Raw genomic sequence first — 12,437 nt, forward strand, 5'->3', positions numbered from 1 at the left:
GGAGCTGACCGGGCGGGAGATCGAGGTGCTCGGCTGCCTGGTCGCCGGGATGTCCAACAAGCAGGCGGCCCGGGCGCTCGGCATCTCGGTGCGGACGGTCACGGTGCACGTGTCCAACCTGCTGCGCAAGACCGGGTCGGCGTCGCGTACCGAGGCGGCGATCTGGGCGGTGCAGCAGCGGCTGCCGGCGCCTGCCCCGGTCGACGGCTGAGCGCCCGCCGTCGACGGCTCAGCGGCCGTGGTCGACCGCTGGGCGACGGTCGACGGTTCAGCGGCCATGGTCGACGGCTGGGCGACGGTGGTCGACGGCCGAGGGGCCGCCCGGGCCGAACGTGGTCAGGAGCAGATCCGCTTCGGGCCGGTGGCGTCCGGGCGCAACCGGAACCCGACGACCTGCCCGGACGGGTGGCGGAACTCCGCCTCGGTCGCGGAGATCACCCGCATGGTGCCCCGCTGTGTCGGGTTGCCCCAGCCCGCGGGCGGGTTGCCGCTGCCGTCGGAGAGCGGCTGGACCGCCTCGTACCAGCGGCCCTGGTGGTACGCCTCGTCGATGCCGCAGTGCGTGTAGAGGGTGAACGGCACCGCGCTCGCCCCGGCCCCGGTCGGCTCGGCCCCGGTCGGCCCGGCCCCGGTCGGGCCGGTGGTGGTGCCGGTTCCGGTCGGCCCGGTTCCGGTCGGCCCGGTTCCGGTCGGCCGGCCCGGTGGGCTGGTCGGTGCGTCGGCGGTGGTGCAGGCGACCAGCGCCGACAGCGCCAGCGCTGCCACCGCCGGCATGACCGGTGCTCTCATGCGACTCCCCCCGGGTGTGCGGACCGCGTACGCGGTCGACAACCTGTGGGACGTCCATCCGCATCCGCCGGTTCCCATTGCCGTGACCGCCCACCGGTGAAGTGCACGTCACACCCGCCAGGTCGCCGGTACCGAGGCTTTCGCCAGCCGGGCCACCGTTACCGTTCATCGCGACGGGCAACGGGGAGGGCGGGGGTGGGTGCGGTGCTGCAACCTGTGCTGGCCGGCGTGGTGACCGCGCTGGTGGGGTTCGCCAGCTCGTTCACCGTGGTGCTGGCCGGCCTGCGGGCGGTCGGGGCCACCGACGCGCAGGCCGCCTCGGGGCTGCTCGCGCTCTGCGTCGCCTCCGGGATCTCCGCCGTCTGGCTGGGCCTGCGGCACCGGCTGCCGATGAGCATCGCCTGGTCCACCCCGGGCGCGGCGCTGCTGGTCGCCACCGGTCCGGTGCCCGGCGGCTGGCCGGTCGCCGTCGGGGCGTTCCTCGTCTCGGGTGTGCTGATCGTGGCCGCCGGGCTCTTTCCGGCGCTCGGACGGGCGGTCGCGGCGATCCCGAAGCCGATCGCGGGCGCGATGCTCGCCGGGGTCCTGCTGCCGCTCTGCACCGCGCCGGTCCACGCGCTGGTGGAGGTGCCCCGGCTGGCCGCCCCGGTGGTGGTGGCGTGGCTGCTGCTGCACCGGTTCGCCCGCCGCTGGGCGGTGCCGGGCGCGCTGGTGGTCGCGGTCGCGGCGATCGCGCTGACCGCCCCGGCGGGCGGCCTCGGCGGCGCACGACTGCTCCCCGTGGTCGAGCTGACCGCGCCCGCCTGGAGCGTCTCCGCCCTGGTGGGCCTGGCGCTGCCACTCTTCCTGGTCACCATGGCCGCGCAGAACGTGCCCGGGATGGCGGTGCTGGCCGGCTACGGCTACCGGCCGCCGTTCGGCGCCGCGCTGCGGGCCACCGGCCTGACCAGCGTGCTCGCCGCGCCCGCCGGCGGGCACGCGGTCAACCTCGCGGCGATCACCGCCGCACTGGCCGCCGGCCCGGACGCCCACCCGGATCCGGACCGCCGCTGGGTCGCCTCGGTCACCGCCGGCGCCGGGCTGGCCTTGCTGGGGCTGAGCGCCGGGGTGGCCACCGCGCTGGTCGCACTGGCCCCGCCGGTGCTGATCGAGGCGGTCGCCGGCCTGGCCCTGCTCGGCGCGCTGGCCACCGCGCTCACCTCGGCGCTGGCCGACGCGGACGCCCGCGAGGCCGCAGTGGTCACCTTCGTGGTGACCGCCTCCGGCGTGGCCCTGCTCGGCGTGGGTGGCGCGTTCTGGGGCCTGGTCGCCGGCGCCCTGATGCTCCTGCTCTTCCGCCGCCGCCCGGCCGGCTCCCGCCCGGATTCGACCGGATCCCGCCCGGATTCGGATGATCCCCGCCCGGACTCGGACCGTCGCCGCCCGGACTCGGACCGTCCCCGCCTTCAGTCGGGTGGTTCGGAGCCTGTGGAGCTGCCCGCACAGACGGGGCAGGACGCCGGCAGCCGACCCGCCGTCCGTTGACCGACCCGGGCGACCCTGCGCCGACCTCGGCGTATCCGGTGAGACGGGGGTGGTGTCCGGCCCGACCCAGATCTGCTGCCGGTTCTCGCCTCGACCGTCGCGGCCGTGGCATCCACCTCGGGCCGGTCACTCCTCCGGGGACAGGTCGGCGGCCGGGACGTCGAGGCGTACCTGGGCGTCGGTGACGGCGGCTATCTGGTCGGCGAGTACGTAGACCGCGCCGGTCCGGACCAGCTCGGTGGAGACCTTCAGGTAGCCGCCGTGCAGCAGCCGGGCAGCCAGGTCGGCCGGTACGTCCGGCTCCTCGACCGCGGTCGACTCGATCAACTCGTCCAGGCTGCTGCCCGGGTCGGCGGTGGGCGCCTGCACGGTCACCGCGTTCGGGTCACCCCGCTGGACGAGGTCGACGGTGCCGACCTCGGTGCCGGCGGCGTCGATCACCCGCATGCCGGTGGTGACCCGGGAGATGGCCGTCTGCTGCTCGGTGCCCTGCTGCTTCATCCAGGCGCGGTTCCCGGCCCGCGCGCCGGCTAAACGCCACCCGGTTGGCCGGCGGAGATCTTGGTGAAGAACGGCCCCTACAGGGGCCGAAATCGTCCAAGATCTCCGGAGCCGGAGCCGGAGCCGGAGCCGGAGCCGGAGCCGGAGCCGGAGCCGGAGCCGGGAGCGGGGAAGTGGGTGCGGTCAGGCCTCGGTGGACCAGCCGCTCGGGGGGCGGGGGGAGAGTTCGCGCCAGGTGTCGGCGCCCTGGAGCAGTGCCCGGACCGTCTCCTCGGCCTCCTCGACGCTGGCGTACTCGTAGAACTGGGAGATGCCCTCGGCACCGCCGGCGCGCTGCTCGACGTGCCACCGGTCGGCGTCCGACCGGAGGAAGACGTCCCGCCGGGCCAGCCGGCCCCATTTCCCGTTCCACCAGTGCTTTCGCTGCTCCATGGCGGGACTCTATCGAACATACGTACGAGAATGCGCGGCCCCTGCGGGAATCCCACAGGGGCCGATGTGCGTGTGCCGGGTTCAGCGCTGAGTGGGCGGTTCCTCCCGGCGGCCGAGCACGTCGTCCAGGGCCCCGCGCCGCTGAACGGGGGTGTTGTGTCCGGCGGCGACGAGCGCGTCCCGGATCTCGGTGAGCAGCTTGACCTCCTCGCTCGGCGCCTTCGGCGGCGGCTCCTCGCCGCGTCGGCGCCGCTCGGCCAGCCGGTTCATCGGGAAGACCACCAGGAAGTACAGCGCCGCCGCGGTGAGCAGGAAGGTGATCAGCGCGTTCACGAACGCCACCCAGTCGAACGGGATCTCCCGGAACGTCGGCGTCGAGCCGGTGAGGCCGTTCTTGCTGCCGGTGATCAGCGCGATGAGGACGCGGACCAGCGGTTCCAGGAACGATTTGGTCAGCTGGGTGACGACGCCGGTGAAGGCGGCGCCGATGACGACACCGACCGCCAGGTCGACGACGTTTCCGCGCATGATGAAGTCTTTGAAGCCCTTGAGCATCCGTACTCCCGAGGTGTCCGGTTTTCCGTCCGGCACAACCTATGCCCCGCCGGGCGGCTCCGAAAAAGGCGCGGGTTCCAGAAAGGCGCCGGCTTCGGTCGCCGCCCGGCCGGGGTCGCCGGCCCGGATCGCCTCGACCAGCCGGGAGTGGTCCACGTAGCGTTCCGGCTCCAGCGCGTCGCCCATCGCCTGGGCGACGGTGCTGCGCAGCGCCGCGCCGACCGAGGCGTACAGCTCGGCGAGCATGCCGTTGTGCGCGGCGGCGACCACCGCGGTGTGCAGCGCGGCGTCGGCCTCCACGAACTCGGCGACCCGGCCCGCGCGCCAGGCCGCCTCGCGGGCGGCGAGCGCGCCGTCCAGCGCCGCCAGGTCCCCGGTCGTACGCCGCAGCGCGGCGAGCCGGGCGGCCTCGACCTCGAAGGCGCGGCGCACCTCGACCACCTCGGCCATCCGGTCCTCGGTGAGGCGGCGGGCCACCACCGGGGCCAGCTCGTCGGTCGACACCACGTACGTGCCGGAGCCCTGCCGGCACTCCAGCACCCCGGCGTGCACCAGTGCCCGGACGGCCTCGCGGACCGTGTTGCGCCCCACGCCGAGCGCCGCGACCAGCTGCGGCTCGGTGGGGATCCGGCCGCCCACCGGCCACTCGCTGGCGAGGATCCGCTCCCTGAGCTGCTCGATGGTCTGTCGCACCCGCTGTCCACGGGGCGGCACGGAGGCGGAATCAGCCGACGGTGGCACTGGTTACAACCCCTGCCAGAAATTCATCCCATGATTGTAGGTTCGACCACATGACCCCGCCACCCACCGCCACGACGGCGGGCACCGGTACTCCGGCGCCCATCGCCGACGTCACCCCGGGCCCGGCCCTCGCAGCGGTGGGCCAGCTGCCGGTCACCCCGGCCCCGGCCTTCGAAGCGGTGGACGCGCCGCCAGTCACCCCGGGCCCGGCGCTCGCAGCGGTGGACGCGCCGTCCGTCACCCCGGGCCTGGCCCCCGCGGCGGTGGGGATCCCGCCCGGCACGCCCGCGTCGGCGTGCCCGGCAGGGCCGGTCGCCAGCCCCGGCCGGACGCGCTATCAGTCGGCGCACCCGGCAGAGCCCCTGGCCAACCCGGGAAGGCCGCACCAGCCGGCAGGGCCCCTGGGCGCGCGTCAGCCGGTCGCCCCGGCGACGGCGGGAGCCGAATCGGCCCGGGCGGCGCACCCGGCCACCGGCGGTGCGCTGGTGCTGGTCGGCATGCTGCTGGTCGCGCTCAACCTGCGCGCCGCGGTCACCAGCCTCGGCGCCCTGCTCGACGAGGTACGCGACGGGCTGGCGCTCTCCGGAGCGACGGCCGGCTTCGTCACCACGCTGCCCACGATCGCGTTCGCCGCACTGGGCGCGCTCACCCCGTGGCTGGTCCGCCGGGTCGCCCCGGCCCGGGTGCTCGTGGTCGCGATGCTCGCGCTCGCCACCGGTCAGGTGTTGCGCGTGGTCACCGACTCCACCCTGGTCTTCCTGCTCACCAGCGCGCTGGCGCTGGCCGGCATCGCGGTGGCGAACATCCTGCTGCCGATGCTGGTCAAGCAGCACTTCCCGCACCGCACCGGGCTGGTCACCGGGGCGTACACCATGGCGCTGACCGTCGGCACGACGGTGGCCGCGGCGTCCGCCGTGCCGGTCGCGCACGCCTTCGGCTCCTGGCGGGCCGGCCTCGGCGTCTGGGCCGCGCTGGCCGCGGTGGCCGTACTCCCGTGGGTGCCGCTGGCGCTGCGGGCCCGCGCCGCCGCGCGGCGGGCGACCCCGACGGCGGCCGTCACGCCCCGGATCCGCATCCGGCCGGGCCGCACCCGGCTCGGCTGGGCGATGGCCGTCTACTTCGGCGCGCAGTCGCTCAGCGGGTACGCGATCATGGGCTGGCTGGCCCAGTTGTTCCGGGACGCCGGCCACCGCCCGGAGACGGCCGGGCTGCTGCTCGCCGGGGTGACCGCCCTCGGCGTGCCGATCGCGTTGATCATGCCGACGCTGGCCGGTCGGCTGCGGACGCTGCGCCCCCTGGTGCTCACGCTGACCGCCGCGTCGACCCTGGCCTACCTCGGTCTAGCCCTCGCGCCGCAGGGCCCCGCACCGCTCTGGGTGGCCCTGCTGGCGATCGGGCAGGGCGCGTTCCCGATGATCCTCACCACCATCGGCCTGCGTGCCCGGACCGCCGAGGGGACCGTCGCGCTGTCGGCGTTCGCGCAGAGCACCGGCTACGTCATCGCCGCGCTCGGACCGCTGCTGGTGGGCATCCTCTACGAGGCCACCGGTGGGTGGACCGCGCCGATCGGCTTCCTGCTGGTGGCGCTCGCCGTGCAGACCGGCGCGGGCATGGTGATCGCCCGCCCCCGGCACATCGAGGACGAGGCGTGAGGAGAAACGGTCAGGAGGAGGAAGCCGGCGTCGGTTCGCCCGCCACGGCCTGCTCCACCGTCGGGTAGGTGTGCAGCACCTCGACGAGGCCGCTGACCTCCAGGATGCGGAGCACCCCCCGCTGCGGGGCGGCCAGCCGCACCACACCGCCGGCCTCGTCGCAGCTGTTCTTCGCGCGAACGAACACCGACAGGCCGGTCGAGTCGCAGAACGAGACGTCCGCCAGGTCGAAGACGAGCCGGCTGCGGCCCTTGTCGAGCAGGTCGGTGATCTGGTCCTGCAACTGCGGTGCGGTCGCCATGTCCAGCTCGCCCGCGACCGACACGACAACCATGTCGCCGCGCTGTTCCGTGTGCACCGTCAAGGACATTCGCCAGACCTCCTGTTATCGGAGAAACGGTATCCCACGATCGGGGTGATACGCAGAACGGGAGGCGGTATCCGGTGGCCGGCATCATTCCGTTGCCCCGTGGCAAGTAGTTGACCCACTCCCGGTGATAGAGTCCGCCGGTCCAGGTCGAGAGGGGTTTGCCCATGGCGCTGAGCGCCGAGCAGAGCAGTCGACTGGCCGGTCTGCTGACCCGCCACGAGGAGCAGGTAACACAGCGCTGGACGGAGGCGATCGCCGGGTCGATGCGCGGCCGGCTCAGTCAGGCCGAGTTGCGTCGACAGGTGCAGGACCTGCACCGAGGCATGATCGTCGCCAGCGAGCAGGGCGTCATCGACCTCGACTCCGAGCAGGCCTCCGAGCTGCGCGCCGTGCTCAGCGAGCTGTCCCGCGGTCGCGCCCGGCAGGGCTTCTCCGCCACCGAGACCGCGGTCAGCGTCTTCGCGCTCAAGGACGTCCTGCTGGACCTCATGGAGGACCAGAGCGATGGCGGCGCCCTCCGCGACTACGTGGCCTTCGCCGCGCTGGTCGACCAGATGGGGCTGTTCACCTTCGAGAGCTATGTCCGCACCCGGGAGAGCCTGATCGCCGACCAGGCGGAGCAGCTGCTGGAGCTCTCCACCCCGGTGGTGAAGCTCTGGGAGGGCGTCGTCGCCGTGCCGCTGGTCGGCACCCTCGACTCGGCCCGGGCGCAGGTGGTCATGGAGCGGCTGCTCCAGACCCTGGTCGACACCGGCTCCCCGTACGCGATCATCGACATCACCGGCGTGCCCGCGGTGGACACCCAGGTCGCCCAGCACATCCTGAAGACCGTGGTGGCCGCCCGGCTGATGGGTGCCGACTGCATCATCTCCGGCATCCGCCCGCAGATCGCGCAGACCATCGTCGCGCTCGGCATCGAGTTCGGGGACATCGCCACCAAGGCCAGCCTCGCCGACGCGCTCCGGCACGTCCTGCGGCTGAGCGGGGTGGAGACGGGCCGTCGCCAGCACCGCCGGGAGGCGTGATGGAGCGGGTGCCGATCCTCAAGATCGGTGACATCCTGCTGGTCTCCATCCAGACCGACATGTCCGACCAGACGGCCGTGCAGCTCCAGGAGGACCTGGCCGAGCGGATCGTCGCCACCGGCTGCCACGGCGTGATCATCGACATCACCGCCCTGGACATCGTCGACTCGTTCGTCGGGCGGATGCTCTCCACCATCGCCTCGATCTCCAAGGTGCTCGACGCCGAGACGGTCGTCGTCGGAATGCGCCCCGCGGTCGCCATCACCCTGGTCGAGCTGGGGCTCTCGCTCAACGGCATCCGCACGGCGCTCAACGTCGAGCGGGGCATGGAGCTGATCGCGGCCGCCCGCGCCGACGAGCACGACCTTGCGTTCGACGACCAAGCGGACGCCGATACGACGGCCTCGTCGTGACCACGGGCGTCGACCTGGGCCAGCCTCAGGCACAGGCGATCCGCAGCGACGAGGACGTGGTACGCGTCCGGCAGCTGGTGCGTACGGTGGCGGTGGCGGTCAAGCTCTCGCTGGTCGACCAGACCAAGGTGGTCACCGCGGCGAGCGAGCTGGCCCGCAACACCCTCGTGTACGGCGGCGGCGGCACGGTCGAGGTGAGCACGGCGGACAACGGCCGGCGCAAGGGCGTGCGGATCGTCTTCGCCGACACCGGCCCCGGCATCGCCGACCTCGACCTCGCGCTGACCGACGGCTACACCACCGGCGGCGGGCTGGGGCTCGGGCTCAGCGGAGCGCGCCGCCTCGTCGACGAGTTCGACATCCGGACCGCGGTGGGTGAGGGCACCCGTATCACGGTCACCAAGTGGTCCCGATGAGCGACGACCCGGTCTCCGACCGGGGCGTCTGGTTCCGGGTGGAGAGCAGCAGCGCGGCCAGCGCGGTCCGCCGGGCCGCCGAGCGACTCGGCGCCCAGCTCGGCCTGGGTGAGTCCCGCACCGCGGACCTGGCCATCGTCGCCGCCGAGCTGACCAGCAACCTGGTCAAGCACGCCGAGGACGGGTCCCTGCTGCTCCGGCCGGCTCGCGGCGAGCAGGAGGCCGGCGTGGAGCTGATCGCGATCGACTCCGGGCCGGGAATGGCCGACCTGACCGTCTCCTCCCAGGACGGGCACTCCACCACCGGAACGCTCGGCATCGGCCTGGGCGCCATCGTCCGGCAGGCCAGCTGGTTCGACGGCTACTCCTTTCCGGGCCGCGGCACCGTCCTCGCCGTGCAGGTCTGGCCCGGCCGGAGCGGCGAGTGGGAGCGGCCGTGGGTCGGCGGGCTCACCCGGCCGCTGACCGGGGAGTCGGTCAGCGGCGACGGGTACGCCTGGCGGATCGTCGAGGGTCGGCGCCAGGTGCTGGTCTGCGACGGCCTGGGGCACGGGCCGCTCGCCTCCGCCGCCGCCGACGCCGCGCTCGACGCGTTCCGCCGGGCGCCGGCCGGGCCGCCGGCCACCGTCGTGCAGCATCTGCACCGGGCGATGTCGCACACCCGGGGCGCGGCGCTGGCCGTCGCCGAGCCGGACCCCGCGGCGGGAGTGCTGCGGTACTCGGGCCTGGGCAACATCTCCGCCGCCGTGGTCACCGCGGACGGCCGCCGCCGGGGGCTGGTCTCGCTGCCCGGCATCGCCGGGCACCAGCGGCCCCCGGTCCGCGAGTACGACTACCCCTTCCACCACGACGCCCTGCTCGTGATGCACAGTGACGGTGTGGTGGACCGCTGGCAGCTCGACGACCACCCCGGTCTGGTCGACCGGTCACCCGTGGTGGTGGCCGCGACGGTGCTGCGCGACGCCGGCGTCCGCCGCGACGACGCGTGCGTGGTGGTCACCCGGGCGTGGACATGACCGGCCGGACCGGCCCGGTGCCGTTGCTGCAGATGGTGCTGCGGGTCGAGCACGACATCTTCGTGGTCCGGCAGCGGGGGCGGGAGGTCGCCGCCGGGGTGGGGCTGGAGCACCAGGACCAGGTACGGATGGCCACCGCGCTCAGCGAGGTGGCACGGGACCTGCTACGGGCGACCGGCGGGGCGGACGTGACGTTCTCCCTCGCCGACGACGCCGTTGACGGTAGACGCCACCTGAGGGTGGAACTCGCCCCGGTCGGTCCGCTGCCGGGCGGGCGGTACGAGCCGCAGTCAGGCGCGGTGGCACGGTTGGTGGACTCGTTGGGCGTGGTGACGGGAGAGGGGGATACGGTCGTGAGGATGTCCCGACGTGTCCCGGTCACCGCGCAGCCGCTGACCCCGGAGCAACTCGCCGAGCTGCGCGCGCAGCTCGGCCGGAACGCCCCGGGCAGCGCGCTGGACGAGTTGACCGTGCAGAACGGCCAGCTGATCGCGGCGCTCGACGAGGTACGCAGCCAGCGCGACGAGCTTGCGGTGCTGAACGAGGAGCTGGCGGAGACCAACCGCGGCGTGATGGCGCTTTACAACCAGCTGACCGAGGAGCTGGAGGAGACCAACCGCGGCGTGGTGGCCCTCTACGCCGAGCTGGACGAGAAGTCCGCCCAGCTCCGCGCGGCGAGCGAGTCGAAGAGCCGGTTCCTGGCCAACGTCAGCCACGAGCTGCGGGCGCCGGTGACCGCGATCATCGGGCTCGGCCGGCTGCTGTCCGATTCCGCCTCCGACCCGCTCACCGCCGAGCAGGCCCGCCAGGTCGGGCTGATCCGCTCCTCGGCCGCCGACCTGCTGTCGCTGGTCAACGAGCTGCTCGATCTGGCGAAGGCCGAGTCGGGGCGGATCGAGCCGGACTGGGCCGAGGTGGACCTGCGGCCGCTCTTCGGCCAGTTGCGCGGCACGCTGCGGGCGCTGGCCACCCGGCCGGACGTCGAGCTGGTGGTGGAGGAGCCGCCGGTTCCGGCCACCCTGCGCACGGACGAGGTGCTCCTCGGCCAGGTGCTGCGCAACCTGCTGCACAACGGGCTCAAGTTCACCGAGCACGGCGAGGTCCGGCTGCGGGCGGAGCGGCGGGACGACCGCTGGTGGCTTTCCGTCTCCGACACGGGGCTGGGCATCGCGCCGGAGCAGCACGAGCGGATCTTCGAGGAGTTCTACCAGGTACCGGGGAAGACCCGGGTCGGCGGCACCGGACTGGGCCTGCCGTACGCGCGGCGACTGGTGACGCTGCTCGGGGGCACCCTGGAGGTGTCGAGTGAGCCCGGCCGGGGCAGCACCTTCACGGTCTCCCTGCCGGTGGGCGGAGCGTGACGGTGGAGGGCGGGCCGGCGACAGTGCTGGTGGTCGACGACAGTCGGACCAAGCGGTACCTGCTGGTCAGCTGGCTCTCCCGGGCCGGGTTCACGGTGCTGGAGGCGGAGACCGGCGGCGAGGCGCTGGCCCGGGTCGGGGTGGACCCGATCGACCTGGTGGTGCTCGACGTACGGCTGCCGGACCTGAGCGGGTTCGAGGTCTGCGAACGGATCAAGGCCGCGCACCCGGCGATGCCGGTGATCCACGTGTCCGCGCACGCGGTGGACGTGGTGGACCGTGCGCAGGGGCTGACCCGGGGGGCGGACGCGTACCTGGCCGAGCCGATCGAGCCAGAGGAGTTGGTTGCCACCGCCAGTGCGGTGCTGCGCTACTACCAGGCCCGGCGGCGGGCTGAGCTGCTCGCCGAACGGCTGCTCGGGCTCGCCGACACGACGGTCGCGGTGCACGCGGCGCCGAACTTCACGCGGTTGCTGGAGGCGGCGGTCACCGGCGCCGCGCAGATCTTCAACAGCCCGGCCGTGGTGATCGCCGAGACCTTCGACGGCGATTGTCTGGCCGGGGTCGCGACCGGTCCCGGTGCCGGCGCCGCCATCGTCCCGTGGGTCGTCGACGACAGCGGGGTGCCGACCGGGGCGAGGGTCCGGGTGTCCGACCCGGCCGCCTGGGGCCTGGTGGACTGGCCGGCCGGCGACACGGTGACGGTGGCCGCGGCCCGGCTGCGCGAGGACCGCGCGCCGCTCTACGTCGTCGTGCCCACCGCCACCCAGACCGCCCGCACCCCGGTGCTGGTGCAGCTCGCGCAGGCGGTGGCGGCGGCGGTGGAGGCGCAACGCTCCTTCGACGAGGAGCACCGCATCGCCGTCACGCTCCAGCGCAGCCTGCTGCCCCGCCGGATCCCGGAGATCAACGGGCTCGACCTGGCCGTGCGGTACGAGCCGGCGAGCGCCCAGACCGAGGTGGGCGGCGACTTCTACGAGCTGGTGATGCTCGACGGGCACCTCCTGTTGGCGATCGGTGACGTGGCCGGCCACTCGCTGCACGCCGCGACCGTGATGGCCGAGCTGCGCCACGCGGTGCGCGCGTACGCCGTCGAGGGGCACCAGCCGGGCGAGATCCTGCACCGGGTCAACGAGCTGATGCGCGTCCTGCTCCCCAACGAGCTGGCGACGATCTGCGTGCTGCTGCTGCACCCGCCCACCGGCCAGGTCCGGTTGGCCAGCGCCGGCCACCTGCCGCCCCTGCTCAGCCGGGACGGCAAGGTCGAGTTCGTGCAGCATTCCGCCCCGCTGCTCGGGGTGCGCGCGCAACGACCGCCCGACCTGGAGTTCGTGCTGCCCGCCGGGGCGACCCTGGTCTTCTACACCGACGGTCTGATCGAGCGGCGGGACACCACCATCGACGATGGACTGGCCGCACTCGCGGCGGCCGCCGCGCGGGTCGACGACGACCTGGACCGGTTCTGCCAGCGCCTCCTGGTCGAGCTGGCACCGCCCGAGATCAACGACGACGTCGCCGTCGTCGCCCTCCGCCGCCGCTGACCCAGCCCGGCCGCCCCTCTCCCCGCCGGGCCGCGCCTCTCCCCGCCGGGCCATGTCTCACGGCGCTGGGCCGTGTCTCACCGCGCTGGGCCGTGTCTCAC

15 protein-coding genes are annotated in these 12,437 nt (G+C 73.9%); 9 read left to right on the top strand and 6 right to left on the bottom strand.

Annotated elements, in window-relative coordinates; all coding sequences use genetic code 11:
* The coding region (locus tag NCC78_RS17695; RefSeq protein ID WP_250795724.1) for a response regulator transcription factor at window positions 1-211 on the top strand (211 nt) is incomplete at its 5' end.
* A 125-nt stretch (window positions 212-336) separates the two neighbouring features.
* On the opposite strand, the gene NCC78_RS17700 is transcribed toward NCC78_RS17695, so the two are convergent.
* Window positions 337-789, bottom strand: coding sequence for a hypothetical protein (locus NCC78_RS17700; protein WP_250795725.1), 453 nt, complete (start codon window positions 787-789; stop codon window positions 337-339).
* 204 nt (window positions 790-993) lie between these two features.
* Here NCC78_RS17700 and NCC78_RS17705 point away from each other — a divergent pair, with 204 nt between their 5' ends.
* Window positions 994-2,313, top strand: coding sequence for a benzoate/H(+) symporter BenE family transporter (locus NCC78_RS17705; RefSeq protein ID WP_250795726.1), 1,320 nt, complete (start codon window positions 994-996; stop codon window positions 2,311-2,313).
* Window positions 2,314-2,439: 126 nt separating this feature from the next.
* On the opposite strand, the gene NCC78_RS17710 is transcribed toward NCC78_RS17705, so the two are convergent.
* From NCC78_RS17710 to NCC78_RS17725, 4 genes are all read right to left on the bottom strand, one after another.
* Window positions 2,440-2,814, bottom strand: a complete 375-nt coding sequence (locus tag NCC78_RS17710; RefSeq protein WP_250795727.1) for a hypothetical protein — start codon at window positions 2,812-2,814, stop codon at window positions 2,440-2,442.
* 183 nt (window positions 2,815-2,997) lie between these two features.
* On the bottom strand, window positions 2,998-3,246 hold the full coding sequence (locus NCC78_RS17715; RefSeq protein ID WP_250795728.1) for a hypothetical protein: 249 nt from the start codon (window positions 3,244-3,246) through the stop codon (window positions 2,998-3,000).
* 81 nt (window positions 3,247-3,327) lie between these two features.
* Complete coding sequence (mscL, locus tag NCC78_RS17720) at window positions 3,328-3,801, bottom strand: large conductance mechanosensitive channel protein MscL (protein WP_250795730.1); 474 nt, start codon at window positions 3,799-3,801, stop codon at window positions 3,328-3,330.
* Between the two features lie 39 nt (window positions 3,802-3,840).
* The gene (locus NCC78_RS17725) at window positions 3,841-4,542 is read right to left on the bottom strand and encodes a FadR/GntR family transcriptional regulator (RefSeq protein ID WP_250795731.1); all 702 of its coding nucleotides are present in this window, start codon (window positions 4,540-4,542) and stop codon (window positions 3,841-3,843) included.
* 401 nt (window positions 4,543-4,943) lie between these two features.
* Here NCC78_RS17725 and NCC78_RS17730 point away from each other — a divergent pair, with 401 nt between their 5' ends.
* Complete coding sequence (locus NCC78_RS17730; protein WP_250795740.1) at window positions 4,944-6,194, top strand: MFS transporter; 1,251 nt, start codon at window positions 4,944-4,946, stop codon at window positions 6,192-6,194.
* A 10-nt stretch (window positions 6,195-6,204) separates the two neighbouring features.
* Here the strand turns inward: NCC78_RS17730 and NCC78_RS17735 are convergent, their stop codons facing one another.
* On the bottom strand, window positions 6,205-6,564 hold the full coding sequence (locus NCC78_RS17735) for an STAS domain-containing protein (RefSeq protein ID WP_250795732.1): 360 nt from the start codon (window positions 6,562-6,564) through the stop codon (window positions 6,205-6,207).
* 164 nt (window positions 6,565-6,728) lie between these two features.
* Here NCC78_RS17735 and NCC78_RS17740 point away from each other — a divergent pair, with 164 nt between their 5' ends.
* From NCC78_RS17740 to NCC78_RS17765, 6 genes are read left to right on the top strand one after another with little or no spacing between them, the layout of a single operon-like run.
* Window positions 6,729-7,589, top strand: coding sequence for an STAS domain-containing protein (locus NCC78_RS17740; RefSeq protein WP_250795734.1), 861 nt, complete (start codon window positions 6,729-6,731; stop codon window positions 7,587-7,589).
* Entirely contained in the window at window positions 7,589-8,002 is a 414-nt protein-coding gene (locus NCC78_RS17745; RefSeq protein ID WP_250795735.1) for an STAS domain-containing protein, read from the top strand. Before NCC78_RS17740 ends, NCC78_RS17745 begins: the two co-directional genes overlap by 1 nt.
* Complete coding sequence (locus NCC78_RS17750; RefSeq protein ID WP_250795737.1) at window positions 7,999-8,418, top strand: ATP-binding protein; 420 nt, start codon at window positions 7,999-8,001, stop codon at window positions 8,416-8,418. Before NCC78_RS17745 ends, NCC78_RS17750 begins: the two co-directional genes overlap by 4 nt.
* Window positions 8,415-9,434, top strand: coding sequence for a SpoIIE family protein phosphatase (locus NCC78_RS17755; protein WP_250795738.1), 1,020 nt, complete (start codon window positions 8,415-8,417; stop codon window positions 9,432-9,434). Before NCC78_RS17750 ends, NCC78_RS17755 begins: the two co-directional genes overlap by 4 nt.
* On the top strand, window positions 9,431-10,795 hold the full coding sequence (locus NCC78_RS17760) for a sensor histidine kinase (protein ID WP_250795739.1): 1,365 nt from the start codon (window positions 9,431-9,433) through the stop codon (window positions 10,793-10,795). The genes NCC78_RS17755 and NCC78_RS17760 overlap by 4 nt, the downstream gene beginning before the upstream one ends.
* 2 nt (window positions 10,796-10,797) lie before the next feature.
* On the top strand, window positions 10,798-12,336 hold the full coding sequence (locus NCC78_RS17765) for a SpoIIE family protein phosphatase (RefSeq protein ID WP_250795741.1): 1,539 nt from the start codon (window positions 10,798-10,800) through the stop codon (window positions 12,334-12,336).
* Window positions 12,337-12,437 lie beyond the last annotated feature (101 nt).

The sequence above is a fragment of the Micromonospora phytophila genome, assembly GCF_023656545.1.
Classification (GTDB): domain Bacteria; phylum Actinomycetota; class Actinomycetes; order Mycobacteriales; family Micromonosporaceae; genus Micromonospora; species Micromonospora phytophila.